This window comes from Roseovarius confluentis (assembly GCF_002917925.1).
Classification (GTDB): domain Bacteria; phylum Pseudomonadota; class Alphaproteobacteria; order Rhodobacterales; family Rhodobacteraceae; genus Roseovarius; species Roseovarius confluentis.
In genome coordinates this window covers 949,810-972,690 of record NZ_PPFE01000001.1, presented here as the reverse complement: position 1 = coordinate 972,690, position 22,881 = coordinate 949,810, and the positions used below count along the sequence as shown (strand labels likewise).

Annotated in this window: 26 protein-coding genes and 1 pseudogene; 16 read left to right on the top strand and 11 right to left on the bottom strand. The window is 64.5% G+C overall.

What is annotated here, in order from left to right:
* The coding region (locus C2I35_RS22295; protein ID WP_211286109.1) for a hypothetical protein at positions 1 to 287 on the top strand (287 nt) is incomplete at its 5' end.
* A 133-nt stretch (positions 288 to 420) separates the two neighbouring features.
* On the opposite strand, the gene C2I35_RS04825 is transcribed toward C2I35_RS22295, so the two are convergent.
* From C2I35_RS04825 to C2I35_RS04815, 3 genes are all read right to left on the bottom strand, one after another.
* Positions 421 to 1,128, bottom strand: coding sequence for an exopolysaccharide biosynthesis protein (locus C2I35_RS04825; protein WP_245890394.1), 708 nt, complete (start codon positions 1,126 to 1,128; stop codon positions 421 to 423).
* A gap of 84 nt (positions 1,129 to 1,212) precedes the next feature.
* Positions 1,213 to 3,687: a vitamin K epoxide reductase family protein gene (locus C2I35_RS04820; protein WP_103761826.1), complete on the bottom strand. Its 2,475-nt coding sequence runs from the start codon at positions 3,685 to 3,687 to the stop codon at positions 1,213 to 1,215.
* 63 nt (positions 3,688 to 3,750) lie between these two features.
* Entirely contained in the window at positions 3,751 to 4,173 is a 423-nt protein-coding gene (locus C2I35_RS04815) for a hypothetical protein (protein WP_103761825.1), read from the bottom strand.
* 414 nt (positions 4,174 to 4,587) lie between these two features.
* Between C2I35_RS04815 and C2I35_RS22085 the strand changes: the two genes are divergently transcribed.
* Positions 4,588 to 4,749, top strand: a complete 162-nt coding sequence (locus tag C2I35_RS22085) for a hypothetical protein (RefSeq protein ID WP_170067118.1) — start codon at positions 4,588 to 4,590, stop codon at positions 4,747 to 4,749.
* Positions 4,750 to 4,933: 184 nt separating this feature from the next.
* Here the strand turns inward: C2I35_RS22085 and C2I35_RS04805 are convergent.
* The 4 genes and pseudogenes from C2I35_RS04805 to C2I35_RS04790 form a co-directional block, all read right to left on the bottom strand.
* Positions 4,934 to 5,266: pseudogene (locus tag C2I35_RS04805) on the bottom strand (c-type cytochrome); the annotation flags it as partial.
* A 58-nt stretch (positions 5,267 to 5,324) separates the two neighbouring features.
* Positions 5,325 to 5,642, bottom strand: a complete 318-nt coding sequence (locus tag C2I35_RS04800) for a hypothetical protein (protein ID WP_103761822.1) — start codon at positions 5,640 to 5,642, stop codon at positions 5,325 to 5,327.
* Entirely contained in the window at positions 5,639 to 8,122 is a 2,484-nt protein-coding gene (gene ctaD, locus C2I35_RS04795) for a cytochrome c oxidase subunit I (RefSeq protein ID WP_103761821.1), read from the bottom strand. Before ctaD ends, C2I35_RS04800 begins: the two co-directional genes overlap by 4 nt.
* A complete protein-coding gene (locus tag C2I35_RS04790) occupies positions 8,119 to 8,781 on the bottom strand; it encodes a cytochrome c oxidase subunit II (protein ID WP_245890393.1) in 663 nt (220 codons plus the stop codon). Before C2I35_RS04790 ends, ctaD begins: the two co-directional genes overlap by 4 nt.
* A gap of 24 nt (positions 8,782 to 8,805) precedes the next feature.
* Here C2I35_RS04790 and C2I35_RS04785 point away from each other — a divergent pair, with 24 nt between their 5' ends.
* Positions 8,806 to 9,324, top strand: a complete 519-nt coding sequence (locus tag C2I35_RS04785) for a DUF2231 domain-containing protein (protein WP_245890392.1) — start codon at positions 8,806 to 8,808, stop codon at positions 9,322 to 9,324.
* On the opposite strand, the gene C2I35_RS04780 is transcribed toward C2I35_RS04785, so the two are convergent.
* Together C2I35_RS04780 and C2I35_RS04775 are read right to left on the bottom strand one after the other, a co-directional pair.
* Positions 9,294 to 9,809: a CopD family protein gene (locus tag C2I35_RS04780; RefSeq protein ID WP_103761819.1), complete on the bottom strand. Its 516-nt coding sequence runs from the start codon at positions 9,807 to 9,809 to the stop codon at positions 9,294 to 9,296. The genes C2I35_RS04785 and C2I35_RS04780 overlap by 31 nt on opposite strands.
* Positions 9,806 to 10,570, bottom strand: a complete 765-nt coding sequence (locus tag C2I35_RS04775; RefSeq protein ID WP_245890391.1) for a cytochrome c oxidase assembly protein — start codon at positions 10,568 to 10,570, stop codon at positions 9,806 to 9,808. Before C2I35_RS04775 ends, C2I35_RS04780 begins: the two co-directional genes overlap by 4 nt.
* A gap of 157 nt (positions 10,571 to 10,727) precedes the next feature.
* On the opposite strand from C2I35_RS04775, the gene ku reads away from it, so the two are divergent.
* From ku to C2I35_RS04725, 10 genes are all read left to right on the top strand, one after another.
* Positions 10,728 to 11,555, top strand: a complete 828-nt coding sequence (ku, locus tag C2I35_RS04770) for a non-homologous end joining protein Ku (protein WP_103761818.1) — start codon at positions 10,728 to 10,730, stop codon at positions 11,553 to 11,555.
* Positions 11,552 to 13,996 (top strand): DNA ligase D, encoded by a 2,445-nt coding sequence (gene ligD, locus C2I35_RS04765; protein WP_103761817.1) that lies wholly within the window; start codon positions 11,552 to 11,554, stop codon positions 13,994 to 13,996. The genes ku and ligD overlap by 4 nt, the downstream gene beginning before the upstream one ends.
* A 201-nt stretch (positions 13,997 to 14,197) precedes the next feature.
* Positions 14,198 to 15,019, top strand: a complete 822-nt coding sequence (locus C2I35_RS04760; RefSeq protein WP_103761816.1) for a DUF305 domain-containing protein — start codon at positions 14,198 to 14,200, stop codon at positions 15,017 to 15,019.
* A gap of 60 nt (positions 15,020 to 15,079) precedes the next feature.
* Positions 15,080 to 15,373 (top strand): hypothetical protein, encoded by a 294-nt coding sequence (locus tag C2I35_RS04755; protein ID WP_103761815.1) that lies wholly within the window; start codon positions 15,080 to 15,082, stop codon positions 15,371 to 15,373.
* A gap of 411 nt (positions 15,374 to 15,784) precedes the next feature.
* Positions 15,785 to 16,441, top strand: a complete 657-nt coding sequence (locus C2I35_RS04750; RefSeq protein WP_103761814.1) for an ATP-binding protein — start codon at positions 15,785 to 15,787, stop codon at positions 16,439 to 16,441.
* A 10-nt stretch (positions 16,442 to 16,451) separates the two neighbouring features.
* Positions 16,452 to 17,210, top strand: coding sequence for a Crp/Fnr family transcriptional regulator (locus tag C2I35_RS04745; protein ID WP_170067116.1), 759 nt, complete (start codon positions 16,452 to 16,454; stop codon positions 17,208 to 17,210).
* 20 nt (positions 17,211 to 17,230) lie between these two features.
* The gene (locus tag C2I35_RS04740) at positions 17,231 to 17,476 is read left to right on the top strand and encodes a DUF6894 family protein (protein ID WP_103761812.1); all 246 of its coding nucleotides are present in this window, start codon (positions 17,231 to 17,233) and stop codon (positions 17,474 to 17,476) included.
* A 97-nt stretch (positions 17,477 to 17,573) separates the two neighbouring features.
* Positions 17,574 to 17,939: a hypothetical protein gene (locus C2I35_RS04735; protein ID WP_245890390.1), complete on the top strand. Its 366-nt coding sequence runs from the start codon at positions 17,574 to 17,576 to the stop codon at positions 17,937 to 17,939.
* A complete protein-coding gene (locus C2I35_RS04730; protein ID WP_103761811.1) occupies positions 17,936 to 18,784 on the top strand; it encodes an SDR family oxidoreductase in 849 nt (282 codons plus the stop codon). Before C2I35_RS04735 ends, C2I35_RS04730 begins: the two co-directional genes overlap by 4 nt.
* A 132-nt stretch (positions 18,785 to 18,916) precedes the next feature.
* Positions 18,917 to 19,528 carry a BON domain-containing protein gene (locus tag C2I35_RS04725; RefSeq protein WP_103761810.1) on the top strand — a complete coding sequence of 204 codons (612 nt, stop codon included), beginning with the start codon at positions 18,917 to 18,919 and terminating at the stop codon, positions 19,526 to 19,528.
* A gap of 91 nt (positions 19,529 to 19,619) precedes the next feature.
* On the opposite strand, the gene C2I35_RS22080 is transcribed toward C2I35_RS04725, so the two are convergent.
* The gene (locus C2I35_RS22080; protein ID WP_170067115.1) at positions 19,620 to 19,763 is read right to left on the bottom strand and encodes a hypothetical protein; all 144 of its coding nucleotides are present in this window, start codon (positions 19,761 to 19,763) and stop codon (positions 19,620 to 19,622) included.
* Here C2I35_RS22080 and C2I35_RS04720 point away from each other — a divergent pair.
* Positions 19,762 to 20,325 (top strand): superoxide dismutase family protein, encoded by a 564-nt coding sequence (locus C2I35_RS04720; RefSeq protein ID WP_103761809.1) that lies wholly within the window; start codon positions 19,762 to 19,764, stop codon positions 20,323 to 20,325. The two genes, C2I35_RS22080 and C2I35_RS04720, sit on opposite strands and share 2 nt — an antisense overlap.
* A 108-nt stretch (positions 20,326 to 20,433) precedes the next feature.
* Here the strand turns inward: C2I35_RS04720 and C2I35_RS04715 are convergent, their stop codons facing one another.
* On the bottom strand, positions 20,434 to 20,703 hold the full coding sequence (locus tag C2I35_RS04715) for a hypothetical protein (RefSeq protein ID WP_103761808.1): 270 nt from the start codon (positions 20,701 to 20,703) through the stop codon (positions 20,434 to 20,436).
* 172 nt (positions 20,704 to 20,875) lie between these two features.
* Between C2I35_RS04715 and C2I35_RS21805 the strand changes: the two genes are divergently transcribed.
* Both C2I35_RS21805 and C2I35_RS04705 read left to right on the top strand, forming a co-directional pair.
* Entirely contained in the window at positions 20,876 to 21,337 is a 462-nt protein-coding gene (locus tag C2I35_RS21805) for an ANTAR domain-containing protein (RefSeq protein ID WP_146049965.1), read from the top strand.
* Complete coding sequence (locus tag C2I35_RS04705; RefSeq protein ID WP_103761806.1) at positions 21,310 to 22,851, top strand: bifunctional aminoglycoside phosphotransferase/ATP-binding protein; 1,542 nt, start codon at positions 21,310 to 21,312, stop codon at positions 22,849 to 22,851. Before C2I35_RS21805 ends, C2I35_RS04705 begins: the two co-directional genes overlap by 28 nt.
* The last annotated feature ends 30 nt before the right edge of the window (positions 22,852 to 22,881 follow it).

The following is a 22,881-nucleotide window of genomic DNA, read 5'->3' as shown; positions in this document are numbered from 1 at the left end:
TGAACAAGAGATCCGGAACATCCAAGGATGCTGCTGACAAGCTTGTCAGGGGTATCAAGCGTAAGACCCGCAAGCTTTACTCGGCGGAGGAGAAGATCCGCATCGTGCTTGCCGGGATGCGGGGCGATGAGGATGTAATCCGCGGCGATTTGCAGACTGAACCCGGTCTCCGTTTCCGACAGGTCGATCCAGTGATGGATTGGGGAGACATGCTGTACCGAGCGGTAGCCGTTGGGGCTGTTCTTCTCGTAGACTCAGGTCAGACCATTCGCGTCCCGCATCCATGATGGCGAGTTTATAGGCTGTCGTAGCACCTGAGGTGCACATGGCTGCAAAGACGGTCGTTTCACATTCGTCAAGAAACCCTCAGAAATCCGGACCGCCCTCATGGTGGCAATAGCCGAATTGCCCGCTCTGGTGTCAGACCCAATAATAGATCGCTACAGGCAATATCGACAGCAGGCCGAGCGAAACAAGCGCCAGCACGCCGTCGCGGGTCAACAGGCTGGCGGCGAAGAGTGCGATCACGGCCGAAGCTATGGAGACGGACGTTGGCACGATCTCCATGAACGGCATGAACAACGCGAGCGCCATCACGAGGGTCAGTGGCAGCCACGTCCAAGGACGGTGAAACAGCCAGGTCAGTCGCGGTTTCAGGAAGCGCTCGACAAGGCGGACGGGCCGCCGCAGCCAGCGGATGCCCTTGCAGAGCTTACCGGTCGACAACCTCCGACGGGTGACGAAACCCGGAAGCCAGACGCTCTTTCGCCCCACCATCATCTGCGCCACGAGGATGAAGACCAGCGCCGCCACCACGGCGGTGATCCCGGGGATGGCGCTGGCCGGCGAGGTGGAAACCAGCGAGAAGGCCAGCATCAGCGCGGCGAAGGAAGAGTGACCAAGCGTATCGACCACATCCTCGACCGAAATCTCCTCACCCGAAACGGAGCGCTCGAGTTCGTCGAGAACATCGCTCAGTGCATGGGTCGCGGGGTGGTGCATGCCGGTTTCTCCGTCATCCGAGTGTGACCGACAGGACGGTGCCACCGAGGCAGACAGTGCAGCCGCGGTCCCGGCGAGCGAAGTGATGCCACCCGGCGCCCGCACGTCATCGATCAGCCGGGACATTCGCGTGCCCGAGAGCCAGACGACCACCGTTGGCCCCGGGAAGAGCGCCGCACCGGCTGCGAGCGGGAGGCTTGCGAACCCTGCTCATACCACCACGCGCGACCAGCCGCCGTAGCTGTGGCGGACTGGTCCGCGCGCCAGGCTGACGGCCATCAATGCCAGCCCGGCGGCGATGTCAGCGCCGCTCTGGACCCAGGTCGCCTCCATCACCAGCGCGCAGATGACCAGCGCCGCGCCGAGGCAGACGTTGAGGAACCGCGCGGCGCGAATGCTCTCGGCCATGGCGCTGACCCCGATGGTGACTGCCAGCGCGCCGATCAGGTGGTCGGTGTTGGCCAAGGTGCCTTCGGTGCCCAAGGTCAGCCGGGTGAACATCAGCCAGGTGCCGATCGCCACGCTGGCTACCAGGCCCCAGGTCACGCTCACGCCGCCGCCCAGCATCTCGCGCGCCACGGCGCCGGCGGGCCGCTCGAAGCTTTCGTCGCGGCGGTCGTCCGGCCCGTCATCGGTGTCGCCGGTCAGGAAGACCCGCAGGATCGGTGCGCCCGCCCGGTGACGGCGGCGCAGGAACTGGCAGGTCGCGATCAGCTCGTCCACCGCATAGGGGATCTGGACCAGCATGGCGGCGGCGGTGATCAGGCAGAGCGTGCACCACGTGCCTAGCAAGATCGGCTGGATGATGATGAAGGTGATGGAGATCACGCCCAGGGGAACGATCATGATGCCGAAGATGAGCACCAGCCAGGGCATCGTGCGCCAGCGGCGGGCCGAGCCGATGAAGCCGATGAGAATTTCCAGCAGGTAGGTCAGCGCGCCAAGGCCCGCGTCCGGCACCGGCCAGGCCTCGGAGATGTCCGAGGTGATTATTTCTTCGGTGCCGTTCTGCGGATTGTCGGGCGCGCCTGGGAAAAACGGCTCCCATACCCCGTCCACGTGGCCCATCTGGTAGGCGGCGAGGTAGCGCGACACAAAGAGCCCGATGAAGGCCAGCCCGATCACCGGCATCCGCTGGGTCCAGTCGGACGGAGAGTAATCCCAGCCGGGCGGGATCGTCGGCCCGGTTGTGGCCGACATGGTGCCGATCCCCGGCGCGGGGCGGGTGCAGACCGCGAGGCCGAAGATCGCCGCCCCCGCCAGCGTGCCGTTGAGGTAGGCCGCGGCACTTTCGGTCCAGAATACCAGCGGCGCGGTCATGATCCAGGCGGCGACCGCGGCGCCCCCCCAGCGGACCAGTGCGGCGCGCCAGGAGAGCGCCAGGAAACTTCCGATCACCACCAGGACCCCCGCAGCAATGTCGCTGACCAGTAAGCCGGTCAGGTCGGTGTAGCCCAGGATCACCGGAGCGGTGATCATCCAGGCCCCCAGCCCGATGTTGAGGAACTGCGCCCAGACGTTTCGGGCATGAGTGGTGCGGAACTGGTCTTCGTGACGTCTGCGCAATGCTTCGGGGTCGTTACGATCCTTCGCGGCCTGAAGCCAGTGCGGCTTAGTTAGACCATTGGCCTCATACCAGCCCTCCGGGTCGTTCTTCAGCCTGGCGATCATCGCCGGCAATTCCTCGCGGATCGAATGCTTCGGCGTCCACCCCAGCAATTCTTCGGCGCGGGAGATGTCGAGCTCGTAATGGTCATCCGCCATTCTGACCATAAACGGCTTTATGAAAGGCTCCTCGCCATGGTCGAAATCATCCGGCACGACCGGCTCGGCCTTAACCTGCGCCCAGGCCCCGGCGGCGGCGATCGGCTTGGGGACCGAGAGCGTCTGCCAGTCTTCGGTGCCGTGGATCAGCTGCGCGATGCGCCGTTGCAGCGCATCATAGCCCATGGCCTCGCGCTCGCCGATCAGGATCGTCACGTCCTCGGACAGATTGTCCCGGCGGTCGACCGTGCGGGCGAAGGCCTCGAGCATGTCGTCCTTGTGCAGGAAGGATTGGCCAGTGGACAGGTCGCCGGAATAGGCGTGCGATTTCGGGTCGCGTTCGTAGATGCGGCGGATCTGCTCGGCCAGCGTGGGCACGGCTGTTCGTTCGTCATAAAGGCCGGCAAGATGCAGCAGGGCATAGGGGATGCCGCCATGTTCGGCCCGGATCACCTCCTCGGTGCGCGCCTTCGAGGCGGGATAGGCCCAGCCCGGCTCCACCGGAGTGTCTTCGGTGACCGGGATCCCGGGGGCCGAGGGGCGGTGCACCAGCATGGTGCCGGAATAGATGAAACGGTCGACGCGGAATTGCCGCAGCCCGCGCAGCAGGTTGCGGGTGCCCTCCTCGTTGACCTTCTCGTAGAGCAGGCTTTCCTCGCCCGAGAAGTCGAAGTAGGCGGCAAGGTGGATGACGGCGGCTATGTGATCGCCATGCTGTGATCGCACCTGTTCCATTGCGCTGCCGACCGACGCCGCATCGGTGATATCGAAAGCGAAGATGTCCTCAGCTTCCTGCAGGTCGAGGCCGACCACCCGGTAGTCATCAGCCAGCCGCCGCGTCAGGGCGCCACCGAGATTTCCGGCTGCCCCGGTGATCAAAACCAGGGGTTTCCGCCGATCATTCTCCGTGTTTTCGGTCATGCAGTCCTCCCGGTGTTCCGTGGGCCAAAATTGTCCACCGCGCCGGATGTGAAAGCCGGACAGTCAGTCGCACGATGACCAAGTCTCTTGATTCAACACAGGCCGATCCGCCGCGTTCCAATCACGCAACGATGAAAGCGATTGCCACGGCCGCCAGTGCCAGAAGCCCGCGACGACCCACCGGGCGGGTTGCCGGGATCCGTCGCCCTGGATGTCCTCTGAGCCCGGCTTACGGTCGGCGCTCGCGTATCGGTTCGCCTCTCGTTGCATTGCCGTTGACACCTGTGCCGCGCTCGGCGGAGTTCCCGCCGCTTCGTCGTCCGTGCCCAGCGGCGCAGCGACGGGGCCTTGGAATGCAACCTTGTCGCCCTCTGCGCCACGGTAAATCCCATCGCGCAGGCGTGCCGCTCCGGCTGCGTCAGAGCGCTCGCTGGGCATGGAAATGTCGCCGTGCTTTCGATCCGTGAGGTTGGTTTCGGAGTTCATTTGAACCTCTTTCGAGCACACTGGTGATGAATTCGACTAACAGATGCGCGCGGATAATGTTTCGAGGGGTGCTCGCTGTGGGGGAGCGTTTCTTTGCTCACAAAGAGTCGCGCCCAACAAATGTTGCAGACGAAACCCGGTGATGGCCTCACCTTGAATGACAGTATCCATATTGGCCCCGATCGCGGCCTCGCCCTTGCCGGAGACTGGATGGATTCAGCGGACAGACGCCGCATCGAGGCAGGGCGCGCGCTGTTGGGAACTGCCGCGATCACAGGCGGTTTCCCCTGCAGGAGGATCCGGGTTATGACGCAGGAAAACAGCCGTCAATTGCGAACGCGGAATGGAGATTGGATTTCCCCGCAAGAGTTGTAAGAGGTTCTCGCCGAAGAGGGATATTCCTGGAGCGAAAGAATGAACTTCCTGAACTCGGTCTTGACCGACCTGGCGGCAGAGAGCGCCGAGCATGGCGCACCCGACGGCAAGGCTGCGGCATTGCTCGCAGAGGTTCGGCGCATTCTGGAAGAGGAGCAGGGCAAGTATGGGCGGCGCCCAATCGCGGAGGATTTGCCGTGACCGATGACCCGGCAAATGGCGCCGCGCAAGCGTCAGGTGACGATAACGGCAAGCTCAAGCGTGCGATCGTTAACCTGTCTGCAAATCCGGGTATCCGCAGCGTGTAGGGACGCTTGGGTGTCGAGGGTAGTTCCGACCCGTTCAGGATCGTCGAGATCAGCCCCGTCGAGCTTTCCGCCGTGACCAGCGTATTGCCATCGAGTTCGGGAAAGACCTCGTCGGCGCCGTGCCCGTCGGCGAAATGGCAGGCGTTGCAGTTGTCGATGTAGAGCCGTGCCCCAGGGGCACGTCCGGGTCGGCCGAGGCGATCAGGGCCTCGGTCCCGGTCCTGTCGCCGGAGCGTTCCGGCGCCGCGCCGCCGCCGTTCAGCCCCAAGAGGAAGGCCGACATGGCGGCGAGGTCCTCTGCGCTCATGAACTGGGTGGAATTCCGGATGACCAACTGCATCTCGCAGTTGACTGCCGCATGGGCGTTGCGTCCGGTCGAGAAGATGGCGACCAGGTCCTCCCGGCGCCACCCGACTATGGCGCGCTTCGTGAGGGTGTGACGGGAACCGACAAACTCAAAGCTGCACCTCAACTGCATGTCGTGATGGACACAACCGGCAGAAGCGTCCAGATCGTGACGACCAGACCCACCCACCCCCCGGCGCGGCTGACGAAGCGGACCAGGTCGGATGACGGGTGCGGCCAGAAGTAGTGCGCCGCCAGAAGCGCCAGTTGCGCCAGGATCGCCAGGGCATAGCCTGCGCCCAGCAGCAGACCGGGCAGCGCCACGCCGGACACCGTCCCCGTCAGGCCGTGGCCGCAGATCGATCCGTGCAGTCCGTAGACCGCGCTGAACGCGGCCAGCCACAGCAGGGGCGACACCAGAATACGCAGCACATCCGTCATGGCAGAAACCCTGGCAGGTGCGCGGCCAAAAGGATCAGTGTTGCGGTAGCGGCCAAGTAGTCGATCCAAAGGCCAGCCACCGGAAAATCCGCCCGGCGCCGGGCCGAGGTCAGCCCGCCCCGGACCTTGGCGGTCAGGACGGCAATCATCAGCGCGGCCAGTACCGCGTGGACCAGACCGTAGGCGCCCAGCACCGTCAGCGTCGCGCCATAGGCGTGCCCGTCCGGGTCCGGCGCGCGCAGCATCATCGCCGCGCAGGCGATCCCGATGGCGCAGGCGGCGGCGAAGGACAGGCCAAGCGCGGCCAGCACGTTGGCGTCGCGGCGCACCGCCCGGATCGCCACCCGCATGGCCAAGGGTCCGGTGGCCGCGCCCGCCAGGCCGATGCCTACCTCCAGGCCCGAGGGGGTAAACCACGCAGGCGGCGGCCAGCCCGGGGCGACGGTCCAGAGAAAGGCGAACCCGAACAGGAGCGACCCGAAGAAGGTGGCGTTCGCCGTCAGCAGGAACACCGACCCCCACCAGCCCGGCCCGCGGTCGGTCGCGGCGGCGGGGGGCAATTCCAGCCCGTGGCCGACGTCCTGCGCGGGCAGATCGTCGCGACGGCCCAGCGCCCAGACCCAGCGACAGGCCAGCGCTGCCACGCCGGCGAGGGCCAGGGGGGTCAGCCAGTAGAGCTTGAGCAGGAGCGACAGAAAGAACAGGCCCGTGACCGCCGACATCACGATCGGCAGTCGGGTGTTCGACGGGTAGGTCACGTGGAAATCCGGTCGGCCGGAGGCGACGTCGACGGTCAGCGTCTCGCGGCAGCCCTGCCGGGGGCTGTCCAGGTAGCCTTCGCCGCGGGCCAGCCGCAGAGCGAGGTCCGGGTCCCGGGCCAGCGGCTCGCGGTCGGTGACCTGCGGAAGGCTGGCGAAGTTGTAGGGCGGAGGCGGCACCATCATTGCCCATTCCAGCGTGCCCGCCTTCCAGGGATCGCGCCGGCCCCGCACGGCCGTGACGGAATTGAGGATGATATCCAAGAGGACCATCGCCAGACCGATCGCCAGCACGAAACTGCCGACGGAGGACACCAGGTTGATCGCGGTCCAGCCATCCTCGGGCGCATAGGTCGGGATGCGTCGGCGCTGGCCCAGGAGGCCGACCCAGTGCATGGCCAGGAAGGTCACGTGGAATCCGGTGAAAACCAGTACGAAGGCGAATTCCCCCAACCGGAAGAACCGCTTTCGCCCGGTGACATGCGGCAGCCAGTAGTAGATCCCGGCCAGCACCGGAAAGACGAAGCCGCCGAACAGGACATAGTGCAGATGCGCGGTGACGAAGGCGGTGTCATGCACCTGCCAGTCGAAGGGCACCATGGCGACCATCACGCCGGTCAGCCCGCCGATCACGAAGGTCACGAAGAAGCCGATGATGTGCAGCATCGGCATGTGCAGTTCGGGCCGGCCCCGCCACATCGTGCCGATCCACGCGAAGATCTGCACCGACGTTGGCACCGCCACCAGCGTCGAGGCGGCCGAGAAGAAGGCCAGTCCCATGTGCGGGATGCCGGTGGTGAACATGTGGTGGACCCACAAGCCGAAGGACAGGAAGGCCAGCGCCACCGCCGCCGCGACGATCCAGCCGTAGCCCAGCAGGGCGGTGCGGCACATCACCGGCAGCACGGTCGAGATCACGCCCGCGGCAGGCAGGAAGATGATGTAGACCTCGGGGTGGCCGAACAGCCAGAACAGGTGCTGCCAGAGCAGGCTGTCGCCCCCCAGCTCGGCCTGGAAGAACGGCAGGCCGAAGGCGCGCTCGACTTCCAGCAGCACGGAGCCGAGGATCAGCGGCGGAAACCCCGTCAGGATCATCAGCGCGGTAACAAGCGCATACCAGGCGAAGATCGGCATCCTGTCCAGAGACATGCCCGGCGCACGGAATTTCAGGATCGAGACGGTGATCTCGACCGCCGCCGCGATGGCCGAAATCTCGACGAAGGTGATGCCGATCAGCCAGAAATCGGTGTTGATTCCCGGCGAATGGATCGCGCCGCTGAGCGGCGGGTACATGAACCAGCCGCTATCGGGGGCGATTCCCAGCAGCATCGACACCAGAAGCATCGTTCCGCCGAAGGCGTAACACCAGTAGCCATAGGCCGTAAGCCGCGGGAAGGCCAGGTCGCGGGTGCCCAGCATCTTGGGCAGCAGATAGACCGCCAGCCCCTCGAAGGTGGGGATGGCGAAGAGGAACATCATGATGGTCCCGTGCATGGTGAAGATCTGGTTGTAGATCTCGGGCCCCGCGAAGGCCGAATGCGGCGTGGCAAGCTGGGCGCGGATCAGCATCGCCAGAAGCCCGCTGACGACGAAGAAGAAGAAGGCGGTGACAAGGAACATCCGCCCCAGGTCGGTATGGTTCACGGTCGAGAACCAGCCGCGGAAGCCCGGCTCGGACGCCCAGATGCGAGAGAGGGCGCGATGGCGTCGGAGTGCGTTCATTCGGGTTCACCTGCAAGGAAGGCCGTCCAGCCGGCCGCGTCATGCGCGGTGACGGTGAAGGTCAGGTCGCCGTAGCCGGCGCCGCTGAACTCTGCGCTGAGTCCCCGGTAGGTGCCCGGCGCGTCGGCCTCGATCCGCAGGATGTTCACATGGCCGGGGATCGCATCGAGCTTGCCGGCAAGTCGGGGTACCCAGAACGCGTGGATCACGTCTCCGGTCGTGATCACCACATCGACCGGCCGCCCGGCGGGAATGTGCAGTACCGCGCTGGTCGTCCGGTCGGCTGCGTCGGGATAGGTGAACAACCAGCCGTCGCGGCTGCCGGTCGCGGCGACCTCGACGACCTCGTCGCCGGCGCGTGGCAGCAAGCGTTCACCGATCACCAGGCCGTAGGCCAGCAGCGCGGCAAGCACGGCCATCGGAAAGGCCAGGCCAAGGCCGATCACCCAGGTGCGAATGCCGTGCCTTTCGCTGCCCGGTCCATCACGGCGGAGAAAGGGCAGGGCCGTCAGCACCATTACCAAGGCGAAGATCAGCGTCGCCCCCGCCAGCAGCACCCACCACAGGGTCGCGATCTCGCGCGCGGCCGGTCCGGCCGGATCGACGACGGATAGCGCCCCTTCGCAACCTGCAAGCGTCACAAGCGTTGTGGTCCCCAAGGCAATCCGGCACAGTGGGGCTGCATGGCGATGGAACCGATGGTGAACGAGGAAGACGAGGAACTGATCGATCCGGTCAGCGAACGTCCCGGCTTTGGCGAAACGGAATCGCAGATCGCGATCCTGGGCCATCCGATCCATGCGATGAGCGTGGCGTTCCCAGTCGCTCTGACCTTCTGCACCCTGGGGGCAGATGCGCTGTTTTGGTGGACGGGCGACGCGTTCTGGGCACGCGCGGCCTTGTGGGCCGCGGGCACCGGCTTCCTGTTCGGGATGTTCGCGGGACTTTCCGGCACGGCCGAATTGCTGTTCGTGCCGGGTATCCGCGCGCGGGCCCCGGCCTGGACGCATTTCATCATCGCTGTCACATTGCTGGCCCTTCTGGGGGCCAACTGGGGTCAGCGGCTCTACGGATATCAGGAGGCGGTGCTGCCCTACGGCATCCTGATGTCGGCTCTTTGCGTCTGCGTGGTGGGCTTCACGGGATGGCATGGGGGCAAGCTCGTCTTCGATTACCGGCTGGGGACGTCCAAGGGCAACTGACCGCCACGGGGTTCGGTCATCCATTCGGGAAAGCTGATCCAGTCCAGCGTCGGTTTCGCCAGCACAAGGGTGAGTATGAACAGGCAGGGCACCAGTGCGGCCGCGACGGGCAGCAGGGGGTGCGGCGGCCGATGTCGGCCCGGCTTCTCGGCGACCTTCACCAGAACGTGGCCGATCCAGGCGTGGACGGCGACAAGGAGCGCAACGAAAGCGAGCTTGGCATAAAGCCACGGCACGAAAACCTCGCGCAGGAAGATCAGCCAGGTTCCCGCGATGACGGTCAGCACGGCGGCGGGGGTGACGATCATTGTGTAGGTCATATGGGTGGCGTGCCGGATGATGCGATAATCGTCGGCGACGACGGCAGGGTCATGGCGGGCCAGCATGAGGGGCAGAACCAGCAGTCCGCCGCACCACAGCGTCAGCCCGGCGACATGCAGCAGCTTGAGCAGCGGCACGGTCGAGAGGATCCAGTCGATTGTCATGCCGGACCCGAGGACAGGTGTGACCAGGAGCGCCGGGCCACGACGATGGCGGCCGCCGCGTAGGGAACACCGGTCGGCACCCACATGATCAGCCCGCCCAGCTGCTGGTCCTGAAGCGGCGTGAGGCCCCAGAGAAACGGTGCCACGGCATGCGCCGCGTATAGCGGCGCGGGGGCGAATGTCAGGATCGCGCCAAGCATGCCCATCTGCGCAAACCCAGCCACCACGAAGACCAGCCGGTCGATGGGTGCATCCTCGATGGCGAAGATGCCCCGCCAGAACCAGACGGCGCTGCCAAGCAACGTCAGTTGCATCAGCCAGTAGACCGCCACGTTGGACAACGCCAAGTCATAGCTTGCCGGGACGTGCCATATCCACAGCACCGCCGTCGAAACCGAAAAGGGCAGGGCCGGGCCGGGCCTACCGCGCCCGCGCCAGACCACCGCCAGAAGCGGCGCCGCCACCGCCACCAGAAGAACGTGATGCAGCACCCGTGCCGAAAACAGGGCAGAGGAAAGCGCACACAAGGGCGAAACGAACGCGACGAACATCACCGCGACAGCCGCCAGCCCGGCAGGCTCGCGCCGCAGCAGCGCCGTCAGCCCCAAAAGCGCCGCGAGAACCGCCGGATCGAGGTTCCAGCTTGTCCAAAGCTCCGCGGGCGGCGGCGGTTGTCCGCAGTAGATCCCGTCCATGATCAGAAACTCCCCGGGCCTATCCGTCGCTTCGTTGCGCGTGGCGGCAAGGTGGGCCTGCCGCACGACTTTCTTCCTATCAAACCCAAACCCGCAATCCCACCGAATGTTTCCGCGGCCGCTGACCGCGCCGCGCCCCGGAAAGGCCCGCGTTGAACTCCTGCGCCGGTTCGGACGTTGACTCCCCGACGTTGCACCCCGCGCGGCAGGAAAGGCAAGGATCATGGCATCACGCGCTCTCTGGATAGGACAGCTTCGCCTGTCGCTGGTGTCCATTCCGGTGGAAATCCATTCCGCCCGCGATTCCTCTTCGCGCGTGTCGTTCCGCCAGATCCACAAGCCCTCGGGCAAGCCCGTCCGCTACCAGAAGGCGGTTCAGGGGGTCGGCCCCGTCGAGAACGATGACATCATGAAGGGCTACGAGACCGAGGACGGGGACTATATCCTGCTCGACAAGGACGAGATCGACGCGATCAAGCTGGAGACGAAAAAGACGCTGGAACTCGTCCAGTTCGTCGAGACCTCGGAAATCGCGCCCATCTGGTTCGACCGGCCCTATTACGTCGTGCCCTCCGACGAGCTTGCGGAAGATGCCTATCGCGTGGTTCGCGATGCCCTGCGGCAAACGAAGAAGGCGGGTCTCGGTCAGCTGACCATGCGCGGCAAGGAATACCTATGCGCCATTCGCCCCTGCGGCGACGGACTGCTGATGGAGACGCTGCACTACGAGGATGATATTCGCGACGCCGATCCTTTGTTCTCAGGGATCGAGGACGACGCCTCGGACGAGGAACTGCTGGAGGTCGCCACGCAGCTGATCGACAAGAAGACCGCGCCTTTCGACGCTTCGGCCTTCGAGGATCACTACGCGGCGGCTCTCAAGGACCTGATCTCGGCCAAGATGAAATCGAAGAAGACTCCCCGCGCCAAGGCCGCGGATGACGGCGGCGACGCCGAGGCGGAGAACGTGGTCGATCTGATGGATGCGCTGAAGAAAAGCCTGAAGCAGAGCAAGGGCGGCAAGTCCACCCGCCGCAAGAAGGCCTCGTGAGATCCCTGGACGCATATCGCGAGAAGCGGGATTTCGACGTCACGCCGGAGCCCCGCGCCGAGCTTGTCGAGGCCGGCGGCGAGCGCCTGTCCTTCGTTGTCCAGAAACACGACGCGAGCCGCCTACACTACGACTTTCGCCTGGAACTGGGCGGTGTGCTGCTGTCCTGGGCCGTCACCAAGGGCCCCTCGACCGAGCCGTCGCAAAAGCGCCTCGCGGTGCGCACCGAGGATCACCCGGTGTCCTATGGCGGTTTCGAGGGCACCATCCCGAAGGACGAATACGGCGGCGGCACCGTCATGCTGTGGGACAACGGCTGGTGGGAACCCCTGCACGATCCCGAGGAGGGTTTGAAGGAAGGCAAGCTGCATTTCAGGCTTCATGGCGCGCGGATGAAAGGCGGCTGGGCGCTGGTGCGGATGCGCGGAAAAAAGGGCGAGAAACGCGAGAACTGGCTGCTGATCAAGGAACGCGACGATTTTGCCGGGCGCACCGCCGATGCGCTGACCAACAAGCACCGCACCTCGGTCACCACGGGTCGGGCGATGCGCGCCATTGCCGGGGGCAAACACGCCGCCACCCTCGCGAAACACACCAAGCCGCTGCCCCGCTTCCGCAAAGTCCAGCTTGCCACCCTGCGCGACGCCCCGCCCGACGGCGAGGGCTGGCAGCACGAGGCCAAGTTCGATGGCTATCGCTGCGTGATCGCCGTGGGCAAGGGCGGGGTGCGGCTCTACTCGCGCAACGGCAAGGACTGGTCGGACCGGTTCGGGGCGCTCTGTGAACCGGCGGCGGCGTTGGCGTGTGGCTCGGCCCTGATCGACGGGGAAGTGATCGCCGGGGCCGGGGGAGGGGACTTCTCGACGCTCCAGAAAGCACTGAAGGCCGGCGACCCGCTCACCTGCTACCTCTTCGACATCCTTGTCCTCGATGGCGAGGATCTGACCGGCAAGCCGCTCTCGGAACGGCGCGAGGCGCTGGAAGGGCTCATGGACGGGCAGCCGCCCCGCGGGCCGCTCCGCCTCAGCCCGGTGATCGAGGGCGATGGTGCGGCTGCCCTTGCCGCAATCTGCGAGGCCGGGGGCGAGGGCCTCATCTCCAAGCGCATCGACGCCCTCTATCGCGCCGGCCGCAGCAAAAGCTGGATCAAGGCCAAGTGCATCCGCCGGGCCGAATTCGTGGTCGCCGGATGGTCGCCCTCGGACAAGAAGGGCAGGCCGTTTTCCTCGCTGATCCTGGGGAGTTACGAAAATGGCACGCTGATATACCGGGGCCGCGTCGGCACGGGGTTCGACGGCGACGACATGGCGGAACTGATGGCCGCCTTGAAGCCTCTTGCCCGCAAGACACCCCCGTTTGACGAAAAGCTGCCCGACGAGGCAATGGGCGCCCGCTGGGTCACGCCAAGGCTGGTGATCGAAGCGGACTATGCCGAGTTCACCAGCGAAGGCCGGATACGCCACGGCGTCTACAAGGGCCTGCGCGAAGACAAGGAGGCCCGGGACGTGAGTGCCAGAGCCGAAGCGAAGAACGACAGCGGCGACGACGAGAAAACCATCGCCGGCGTCCGCATTTCCAGCACCTCGCGCAGGGTCTATCCCGATGCGGGGCTGACCAAGGGCGAGGTTGCGGAACATTACGCTCAGGTCGCCGAGCGGATGCTCGATGATGTGGCCGACCGCCCCCTGGCGCTGTTGCGCTGCCCCGACGGGATCGCGGGCGATTGCTTCTTCCAGAAACACGCGGGCAAGGGCTTTCCCGAGGGCGTCAAATCCATTCCCATCGAGGAAAAGGACGGCGATACAGCCGATTACATGTATGTCGACGGCCCCGAAGGCCTCGTTGGCGCGGCGCAGATGGGCACGCTGGAATTCCACATCTGGGGCGCGCGCCGCGACCGGATCGAACGGCCCGACCGGATGGTGTTCGATCTCGATCCCGACGAGGGTCTCGGCTTCGCCAAGGTGAAGGCGGCGGCGGAAGAGGTTCGCGAGGGCCTGAGCGCCTGCGGGCTGGACAGCGCGCCCATGGTCACGGGCGGCAAGGGGGTGCACGTGATCGTGCCGCTGCGCCGCATTGCCGAGTGGGAGACGGTGAAAACCTTCGCCAAGACCTTTGCCACAGTCCTCGCGGAGCGCCACCCGAAGCGATACACCGCCACCATGTCCAAGACCAAACGCAAGGGGCGCGTGTTCATCGACTGGTTGCGCAACGAGCGCGGCGCCACCGCCATCGCTCCTTATTCCCTCCGCGCGCGCGCCGGCGCCGCGGTCGCGGTGCCGGTGACCTGGGCCGAGTTGCAGGACCTGAGCCGTCCCGACGGCTTTCATGTGGGCGATATGGCGGCACGTCTGAAACGCCCGTGTCCGTTGCGGTCGGCCAAGGCGCGCGGAATCGGAACCGAGGTCGTGGAAGCTCTGGAAGACTGGTCTCGCGACTGAAAGCCCTCGGGCGGCACATGCGGGGCCGTGCAATGCTGGCGCGGCTCGACGCAACGACCGCTTCGAGGCGCTGCGTAGTGCATGCCCTGCGCTGATGCCTGCCCCGATCAAAGTGCGAGCGGTCACTTGTCGACCGTTCGGTGCCCGCGCTGACACCCCCGGGCCTGCTTTGAGCCCGGTATGCCAAGAAAGGAGAGCCGCATGACCTACATCCGCTTCGCCCTGATGATCCTGACCTCCACAGTCATCATGTTCGTGCTCATGTATCTGAACACCTACGCATTCGAGCATGTTTTCTTCAGCGAAACCCGGCTCTATATGGCCATCTTGATGGGGGCGACCATGGCGTTCGTCATGCTGTCTTTCATGGCTTCCATGTATCCCAGCCGAACCATCAACATCAGCATCTTTGCAGGCAGCGTTGTCTTCTTCGGCCTGTCGCTCTGGCTGGTGCGCAGCCAGGCCACGGTTGACGGAGAAAGCTACATGCGGGCGATGATACCGCACCATTCCATCGCCATCATGACATCGGAACGGGCCGGGCTCGAAGATGCCCGCGTGGAAAAGCTGGCAGCGAGCATCGCCGAGGCCCAGAAGAAGGAGATATCCGAGATGCGGGCTCTTGTCGCCGATCTGGATGCGGACGAGGTTGTGCAGGCGGTCTTTGAAGATCCGGCCCCCCGAAACGGCACGCTGAACGACGCCCTGAACAACACGCTGATGTCGGAACTCGATCTCGCCCCATTGCCGGCAGTTGCCGGCCCTGTGAGTGAGACCTGTCGTTTCCGTCGCACCCGCACTGAAGATCCCATTATGCTCGCCACGGCCGACGGAAATACAGCGACCGTCAATTTGAACGGTGTAATCCTTTCGCTGAAGGGCCGCGAGGACGGTACGGTCTTCACGACCGAGGGTCTCGACGTCACCGTCGACCCGGTGGATGCACCTCGCTTCGATACGCGGCTGATTTTCTCGATGACCGAGGGGCCGACCGTGTCGTATGGCGGCTTCTGGTGTTGCTGAACGTAGGCAGATATTCGTTAGGATGTCGCGGCGAATTCCGAGCCGAAAAGAAAACACGGCTTGTATATCGTCGACGCTGTCGACCCTCGCAAACCAGGAGTGGTGGTCAGGGGCGGCGAACTCATGCAGGCCGTCAGACGCTTGACACGCCATTTCCGCGAGATGCTGGTCGTCGTGGTGACGCCTGACGACAGATATCTTAAGGCAGCCGAGCTCTTCGGTGTCCGGATTGGCACGGTCAAAAGCCGCACCAACCGCGCAAGGGCAATGGTTGTCGCCGACCTTGAAGGCCGCGCGCCGAACGATCGACTTTCCAGTGAGCCTTTTGAATATGCAATTTCCGAGTCTGTATAGTTCAGCGACGCCGAGCATCCTCGTTTAGGCTTTCGAGCGACGCGATAGGCCCTTGCGAAGTTGCTGACCGATCCGGCCAATGGCTCCGGTGATGACGACTGTTGGGGGGATGTTTCGGAGCTCAAGCCGGATGTCCTCCTGCGGGTCGCGGTGGTTCGGAGACCTTGATAAGTCAACGAAACGGACGCGGCGATGTTCCGGCACGCGGGCAGACGGTGCCAGATGTCGCGGAGATCTGCCGGACCGGAATTTCCGCCGCGCCAGCAAACCTATGTTGTCGCGGTCTCAGGACATACCCGGATAGGATGAGCGGACGCGGTGCCTCGTCATCTCCTGTTTCCCAGTCCGCCGCTTTGCCGTTTCGGAGCGGGCGTAATCGCGTACGACAGTCAACATCTTGGAGAAATCGACTTGGAGTCCAATACCTCTATCGGCACGGGTGACCGGGAAAACGAGCAGGAGTTGCTGCTGCTCAACGAAGCGGAGCACAGGCATGGCAACACGCTTCAGATCCTGTCGAGCCTTGTCAGGCGCAGCCTGCAGGACGCCAAGACAGCCGAGGCGCGCGAGGCGCTGAGCTGGGTCAGCGAGTTGGTCGAAACGCTCGGCCGGCTGCAGGGCCTGACGCGCGAAGGCGCGCAGGGCGATACGGCCGACCTGCTTGGCAGCATGGCACGACAGTGGCAGCGCATCTGCAACGGCCATATTCGTATCGTGGTCGAGGCCGAGCCTGGGCTGAAGATGGCACAAAACCAGCATACGATCGTCACCCTGATCGCGCAGGAACTGGTGCTCAACGCGATCAAGCACGCCTTCCCGGAACAGCGCCACGGCACGGTTCATGTCCGGCTCTATGCTTGTGGGGACGGAAATGCTACTCTCGAGGTGGAAGATGACGGGGTCGGCCCGAGGGCTGGCAGGTCGAACCAGTGCAAGCGAGGCACCGACTCCACTGTACATGGACGATCGCTGACCCGGGATCTCTCCCTATTCCTGGGGGGTGGTCTGCAGCGTGGTCAAAGTCATACGAATGGCGGCTACCCGGTCACTGTCTGCTGGCCGCTGTAAGGACCATCGAATGCAAGATGTGAGCGCTCTGACGCGCAAGCTGCGCAACGGTGCGGCGCTCTCCGGCGAGGACGTGGAGCGCCTCGAGCGGATCGCCCTGACCTCGCGCTGCGTCCCGGCCAACACCGACTTGATCAAGGAACATGAGACCACCGAATACGTACACGTGATCGAGTCAGGTGTTGCCTGCCGCTACAAGATCACGCCAGACGGCCGTCGGGCTATTTTGGCGCTTCTGTTGCCGGGCGACTTCTGTGACTTGCATGTCGCGATCCTCGACCACATGGATCATTCCATCGGCACATTGCAAGAAAGCCGGGTATCGCGCGTGTCGCGGGACGACGTCTTGCAAATGCTGTCGGCCTCCCCGGCGATCAGCCGGGCCTGCTGGTGGGCGACGCTTGTCGACGAGGCGGTGCTGCGCGAGTGGTTGGTTAACGTTGGTCGGCGCCGGACGGACCAGCAACTCGCCCACTTATTCTGCGAACTCTACACGCGGCTGGAAGCCGTTGGACTGGCCGAGAATGACCGGTTTCGAATGCCATTCACGCAAACCACGCTGGGCGATCTGGTGGGGGTTACGCAGGTCCATGTTCAACGCACGATGACCCAGCTGCGTGACAAGGGACTGATCACCCAGCAGGACCGCGAGATCGGCCTGCATGACTTTAACGCAGTAGCGGAATACAGCGATTTCGACGCGACCTATCTCCACCTTGGAGGCCGATCTGAAGATGCCGGGCCGGGGCGGCGCCAGAGGAATGAGTGACCCGGAGAAAAGGAGGCCAAGTGGCCCACTTCTATTTTGATGTGAATGACGGACGAAAGCGCTCTGTCGACGATTATGGTGTCACTTACAACACCAAGGACGAAGCAAAGCAAGCCGCCATGCGAGAGCTTTCACTGATCATCCGTGATGACTTGCCGGATGGAGAACGAGCAAACTACGTGGTGACCGTGCGGGACGAAACCAGCACACCGATATACGTGGTGATGGCGGCAGTGATGGGGGAATCCCTGCTTGAGTACACGTGATGCGATATGGAGCTTGGGCAGGCAGGCGCGTCTCGGCATGTTTCAGCGGTTGGAACGGGAGTGAGGAACATCCGTGGCTCTGTTCTGTTGGTTCCCAATGACGGACGACACCCGACAAGACACTGATGGAGAAGCCAACAGCGCACGGAAAGATAGCGCCGCTGCCGGAGTGGCGCGTTTGCGCGACCATATCGACCGGGGCGGGGCGGCCGACAAGGCCGCGGCCTGGGATCCAGCTGTCGCGCCCCTGGGCACCGATGACGAAGCCGCCGGAGCGCCGCCCACACGGGAGGAAGTGGCCGTCGCCGAGGACGCGGAACGCCATCGCGCCGCGCCCGCCGACCACAAGCCCGGTCCGGGAGACCGACAGGGCGCTCGTCGGCGACCGGGGGTGATGACGGTGATGGTTCTCGTGGTGAGCATCATCCTTGCGGTACTTCTCATTTACGGAGGTCTTTCATGACGCAGTATTCCGATGACCGGGTGCAGGATCAGCAGCCGGGGCTCGAACACGAGATGTCGCCACCCCCGGAATACATGCCCCGATACCCGGGATCCGGGCGTCTCGAGGGCCGGGTCGCCTTGATCACCGGTGGCGATTCCGGGATCGGCCGCGCGGCGGCCGTGCTCTTCGCGAGAGAGGGCGCCAGGGTCGCCTTTCTCTATCTCGATGAAAACGAAGATGCCCGGGAGACCCACGAGGCCGTACGCGCCGAAGGGGCCGACTGTATCGCTATCCGGGGCGATGTCGGCGACAAGCCGTCCTGTTTCGACGCCGTCGGCAGGGTCGTCGGAGAATGGGGTCGGCTCGATGTGCTTGTGAACAACGCCGCCGAGCAGCATGGGCAGGATGCGTTCGAGGACGTGTCGGAAGAGCAGATAGCGGCCACGTTCCGCACCAATATCTTTGGACAGATGTTCATGGTGCAGGCCGCGCTTCCGCATATGGGGGAAGGCGCGGCAATCGTGGCCACCACATCGGTGACGGCCTATCGGGGGGAAGATCTGCTGATCGACTATTCCGCCACGAAGGGGGCGATCCTGTCGTTCATCCGCGCGATGGCGCACAAGCTGGCGCCGCGCGGGATCCGGGTCAACGGCGTGGCGCCAGGTCCGATCTGGACACCATTGATCCCTGCGTCCTTCCCGCCGGAAAAGGTGAAGCACTTCGGCAAATCCAGCACGCTTGGCCGCCCGGGGCAGCCCAACGAGGTGGCCCCCGCGATCCTGTTCCTGAGTTGTCGGGACAGTTCCTTCATGACCGGTCACGTGCTGCACCCCGACGGTGGCGAGGCCACCGCCGACTGACGCCGGTGTGGCCCGGGTCCGTGCCTTTCCACGCGCCGTCGATCAGGAACATCTGCGCGGCCGTTTTCGTTTTCTGGCAGGAACCCGAATTCAAGCCGCCAGACTGCTGGCGCGCCGCGAGAGGAGAACACCATGTCCAGAAGATTGAACGACCTGACCGAGCAGGAAGCCCGCGACGAGTTGGCCCGCCACCACCGTCATAGCCGTCGGGGCCCCTACGGCTATGACGAACAGATGGACAGGCCATGGGATTCCGCAGCCTACGTCGCCGGACGACACCCGGTCGCGGGCTACCCTTGGACTGTACCGGTCTATCCGGCGCCCGAGCCCGGCCTGCCGGCCGCGTATCCGGGGTATCCTCCCAGGGGGTCGGATTACGGGTATCGCCAGGCACCGCGCGGTTATGAGGAACGTGGCTTCCTTGCGCGCGCGGAAGATGAGGTGACGTCATGGTTCGGCGATGATGCGGCCCAGCAACGTCGCGAGGTCGACCATCGTGGTCGCGGGCCAAAAAGCTACGTTCGTTCCGATATCCGCATCGAGGAGGATGTTAACGACTGGCTGACCGACGACCGGGATGTCGATGCCACCGAGGTCAGCGTGGGCGTGAAAGACCGCGAGGTCACGCTTGACGGCACGGTGGACACGCGCTGGGCCAAACGCGCGGCCGAGGACTGTGCCGACAGCGTGTCGGGCGTGGTCCACGTTCAGAACAACCTCCGCGTAGACCCAGCCGCGGCCTGACCGTTTCGGCGGGCGCCCATCGCGCCCGCCGGTTCATTCTCGCGGCCGGGGCGCCTGACGGGCGCTCCGCCGCATATCCCTCTCAGCCAAATCATGCCGAGTAATCGCCCGCATGGGCCACGCCTGTTTCGGTCTGGAACATGTGTCGGTGGCTGTCGGTTTTTCTCTGAGTAGACACCGTGCCGCCGACGAAAGACCGGTGGGGCGGGCCAAGCCCGAGAAAGGACATGATCATGACTCATCATCCCTCAACCCATGCCACATCGACCCGCCGCCTCTGGACGGCGGCCGCCGCCGGCGCCCTGTGCCTGGGCGTGGCGGCGCCCATGGCCGTTGCGCAGAGCAGCGGGGCGCAGATGCCTGAGAAGGATATCACCTTTACCTCTGCCGAGGGCGAGGAGATCGGCACCGGTACGCTGACCGGCACCCCCGCCGGCGTGCTGATCGAGGTCGACTTGCAGAACCTGCCGGCCGATAGCTGGCACGGGTTTCACATCCACGAGAAAGGGGTGTGCGACGTCGAGAGCGGCTTCAAATCCGCAGGCGGGCATTTCAATGCCGGTGACACCGAGCACGGCCTGATGGTCGAAGGCGGGGCGCATAGCGGCGATATGCCGAACCAGTATGTTTCGGCAGACGGCAAGCTGATCGCGCAGGTTCTGAATACCGCCGTGTCGATTGGCGGCGAGGCCGATGTTTCGGGCCGCGCCATCGTCATCCATGGCGGGGCGGATGACTACGAAAGCCAACCGTCCGGCGACGCCGGTGAACGGATCGCCTGTGCGGTCATCGATTGATGGTTGCTTTCCGGCCGGGTCGCGATATGCGGCCCGGCCGGGTTTTTTACGAATTCCGAATGGATGGGCTCTGCCGTTGATTGACCTGCTGGCTTGGCCCGAGGCGCCTCAGACGTCGTCCGACATCGGGGTCTGACCCTGCTTGCCCTGTTCTTGTGACAGGATGTTCCGCACCTCCCGCATCAGGGCTTCACGCTTTTCCCTGTTATCCGCGGGATCGGATTCAATCTTGCTCAGCTCGGTCAGGATCGACTTGAGATACTGCTCGCGCGTGCCGGCGGAGTATCCCTCTTCAGCGAGGATGTCGTGAAGTTCCTCCGGGCCGATCCAGTCGCCGTGGCTTGCCTTCAGTCTCGTGATGTCGGGGGTATCTGACATGGGCCTTTCCTTTCTCCCCCAACCTTCTCTGGCACGGCGAGGTTCCATCAAAGGGGCGAGGCCCGCGGAATGCGGCCGAGCGGAAAACAGCGCAGTCGAAGGTCGTTTCGTTAGGTGCAGCCGGGAACACTGATTACCTTTTTTGGACGAGAACCGGGAGAAAGGAAATTCCATGTCCTCGCTCAGAGTCCTGATCCTCGAAAATGAAAGCGTCGTCGCGCTTGACCTCGCATCGATCCTGGAAGCGCGTGGATGCGATCCCGTGATCGTCTGCGAGACGGCAGAACTGGCCGACCGGAGCATCGACATCGCCGTTCCTGATGCCGGAGTTCTCGACATCGAACTGGCAGAGCGGGATGCTTGCCTGGCTATCGCCACGCGGCTTGCCGGCAATGCCTGTCCGGTTCTGCTTATTGCAGATGACATGGCGTTGCCGGAGCATCTTTCCGGGATGCACGGGGCTTGTCATCATATCGAGAAACCTTTCAGCGAAACTTGCTTTCTCAGCGCGTTCGATATGCTGACTGCGGAAAAATCGCAGGGAGGCGTCGAACGACCTTGCGGAGGCGTATTGAGGCCCCATTCTGATTGTCGCGGAGCATTGGCATGGCAGAGGACACACAGGACAAGGTGATCGCCTTTCTCGGCCGTCACGAAGGTGACGGCGGAAGTCGGAGCGATCACGTCGAAACGCATAGCGCGCATGTATTCCTGCATGGCGATACGGCCCTGAAAATCAAGAAGGCCGTCCACTACGATTACCTCGATTTCACTGCGCTCGAGACGCGCGAAAGGATGCTGCGCCGCGAACTGGAACTGAACCGGCCGGGCGCGCCGCAGATCTATCGCGATGTTGTGGCGGTGACGTGCGACGGCGACCGTTTGGAACTGGACGGGCAGGGGGCACCGGTGGAATGGGTGCTGCGGATGTGGCGTTTTCCGAAGGAGCATGAGCTTTCGGCTGTCGCCGCCCGCGGCGAGTTGAGCGATGCCCTGGCGGATGACCTCGGCCGAGCCATCGCGGATTACCACGCCGATGCGCCTTTGCGAGAGGGCGACGGCGCCGACCGTATACGGGCGATCATCGAGGAGCTGGAGACCGCCTTCGGGGCCATGCGCGATGACCTTGGCGGCGGCGAGGCGGATGCATTCATCGCGATGACAAAAGCGGAGTTCGGCCGGGTCGCGGCGCTTTTGCGGGAGCGGGCCGCCGGGGGGCATCTTCGGCGCTGCCACGGCGATTTGCATCTGCACAATCTCGTGCTGATCGACGGCGGGCCGGTTCTCTTCGATGCGCTCGAGTTCGACGAGGAGCTGGGGACTTGCGACGTGCTCTATGACCTGGCCTTTCTGGTCATGGACCTGCTGAACCGTGGCCTCGGCCGGCAGGCGAACATCGTTCTGAACGCGTGGCTGCATGCAAATGAGGGGCAGCAGGATGAGGGGCTCGCCGGGCTTCCTCTCTTTGTGGCGTTGCGCGCTGGCATTCGGGCGATGGTGGCGGTGCAAACCGGCGCCGGTGACCGAGAGGAGATTCGGGCGCAGGCCCGGGGGTTTCTCGAGACGGGCCTGGCCGCGCTGGAGCACTGCGAGGCACGGCTCGTAGCGATTGGCGGGATGTCCGGATCCGGCAAGTCGACGATCGGCAGGCGCCTGGCGCCGCAGATCGGCCGGTTGCCGGGGGCCGTGCATCTGCGGAGCGACCTGGAGCGCAAGTCGCTTGCCGGCGTAGCCCCGGAAGACCGCTTGCCGGAGAACGCCTATACGGCGGCGGCATCCGATGCGGTGTACGATCGTCTCGCGGCGCGTGCGGCGGCCGTTCTGGCAACCGGGCAGAGCGTCATCCTCGATGCCACCTTCCTGACCCCGGTCGAGAGGACACGCGCACGAGACCTGGCCGCGCAGGCAGGGGTGCCGTTCACGGGCATCTGGCTCGACGCGCCGGTCGAGGCATTGACGCGGAGGGTTGATGCAAGGGAAGGCGACGCCTCTGACGCCGACGCTTCCGTGGTGCGTAAGCAGGTGGAAAAGGATACGGGCCCGATTGACTGGCAGAGGGTAGAGGCCTCGGGCGACAGAGAAAACGTGGCCAAGGTGGTTTGGGCGTGGATCGCCAGTCCGGGCAGGTCGTCTCCCGCCGGTTCCTGAGCCGAATGACCTTCTGATCTTCTTGAACGG

Excerpts from the sequence above, each read along its gene's own strand:
- C2I35_RS04825 (WP_245890394.1), bottom strand. The coding sequence starts at position 1,128 with ATGTCCCGGCTGATCGATGACGTGCGGGCGCCGGGTGGCATCACTTCG.
- C2I35_RS04820 (WP_103761826.1), bottom strand. The coding sequence starts at position 3,687 with ATGACCGAAAACACGGAGAATGATCGGCGGAAACCCCTGGTTTTGATC.
- C2I35_RS04815 (WP_103761825.1), bottom strand. The coding sequence starts at position 4,173 with ATGAACTCCGAAACCAACCTCACGGATCGAAAGCACGGCGACATTTCC.
- C2I35_RS22085 (WP_170067118.1), top strand. The coding sequence starts at position 4,588 with ATGAACTTCCTGAACTCGGTCTTGACCGACCTGGCGGCAGAGAGCGCC.
- C2I35_RS04800 (WP_103761822.1), bottom strand. The coding sequence starts at position 5,642 with ATGACGGATGTGCTGCGTATTCTGGTGTCGCCCCTGCTGTGGCTGGCC.
- ctaD (WP_103761821.1), bottom strand. The coding sequence starts at position 8,122 with ATGAACGCACTCCGACGCCATCGCGCCCTCTCTCGCATCTGGGCGTCC.
- C2I35_RS04785 (WP_245890392.1), top strand. The coding sequence starts at position 8,806 with ATGGCGATGGAACCGATGGTGAACGAGGAAGACGAGGAACTGATCGAT.
- C2I35_RS04780 (WP_103761819.1), bottom strand. The coding sequence starts at position 9,809 with ATGACAATCGACTGGATCCTCTCGACCGTGCCGCTGCTCAAGCTGCTG.
- ku (WP_103761818.1), top strand. The coding sequence starts at position 10,728 with ATGGCATCACGCGCTCTCTGGATAGGACAGCTTCGCCTGTCGCTGGTG.
- C2I35_RS04760 (WP_103761816.1), top strand. The coding sequence starts at position 14,198 with ATGACCTACATCCGCTTCGCCCTGATGATCCTGACCTCCACAGTCATC.
- C2I35_RS04745 (WP_170067116.1), top strand. The coding sequence starts at position 16,452 with ATGCAAGATGTGAGCGCTCTGACGCGCAAGCTGCGCAACGGTGCGGCG.
- C2I35_RS04735 (WP_245890390.1), top strand. The coding sequence starts at position 17,574 with ATGACGGACGACACCCGACAAGACACTGATGGAGAAGCCAACAGCGCA.
- C2I35_RS04730 (WP_103761811.1), top strand. The coding sequence starts at position 17,936 with ATGACGCAGTATTCCGATGACCGGGTGCAGGATCAGCAGCCGGGGCTC.
- C2I35_RS04725 (WP_103761810.1), top strand. The coding sequence starts at position 18,917 with ATGTCCAGAAGATTGAACGACCTGACCGAGCAGGAAGCCCGCGACGAG.
- C2I35_RS04720 (WP_103761809.1), top strand. The coding sequence starts at position 19,762 with ATGACTCATCATCCCTCAACCCATGCCACATCGACCCGCCGCCTCTGG.
- C2I35_RS22080 (WP_170067115.1), bottom strand. The coding sequence starts at position 19,763 with ATGATCATGTCCTTTCTCGGGCTTGGCCCGCCCCACCGGTCTTTCGTC.
- C2I35_RS04715 (WP_103761808.1), bottom strand. The coding sequence starts at position 20,703 with ATGTCAGATACCCCCGACATCACGAGACTGAAGGCAAGCCACGGCGAC.
- C2I35_RS21805 (WP_146049965.1), top strand. The coding sequence starts at position 20,876 with ATGTCCTCGCTCAGAGTCCTGATCCTCGAAAATGAAAGCGTCGTCGCG.
- C2I35_RS04705 (WP_103761806.1), top strand. The coding sequence starts at position 21,310 with ATGGCAGAGGACACACAGGACAAGGTGATCGCCTTTCTCGGCCGTCAC.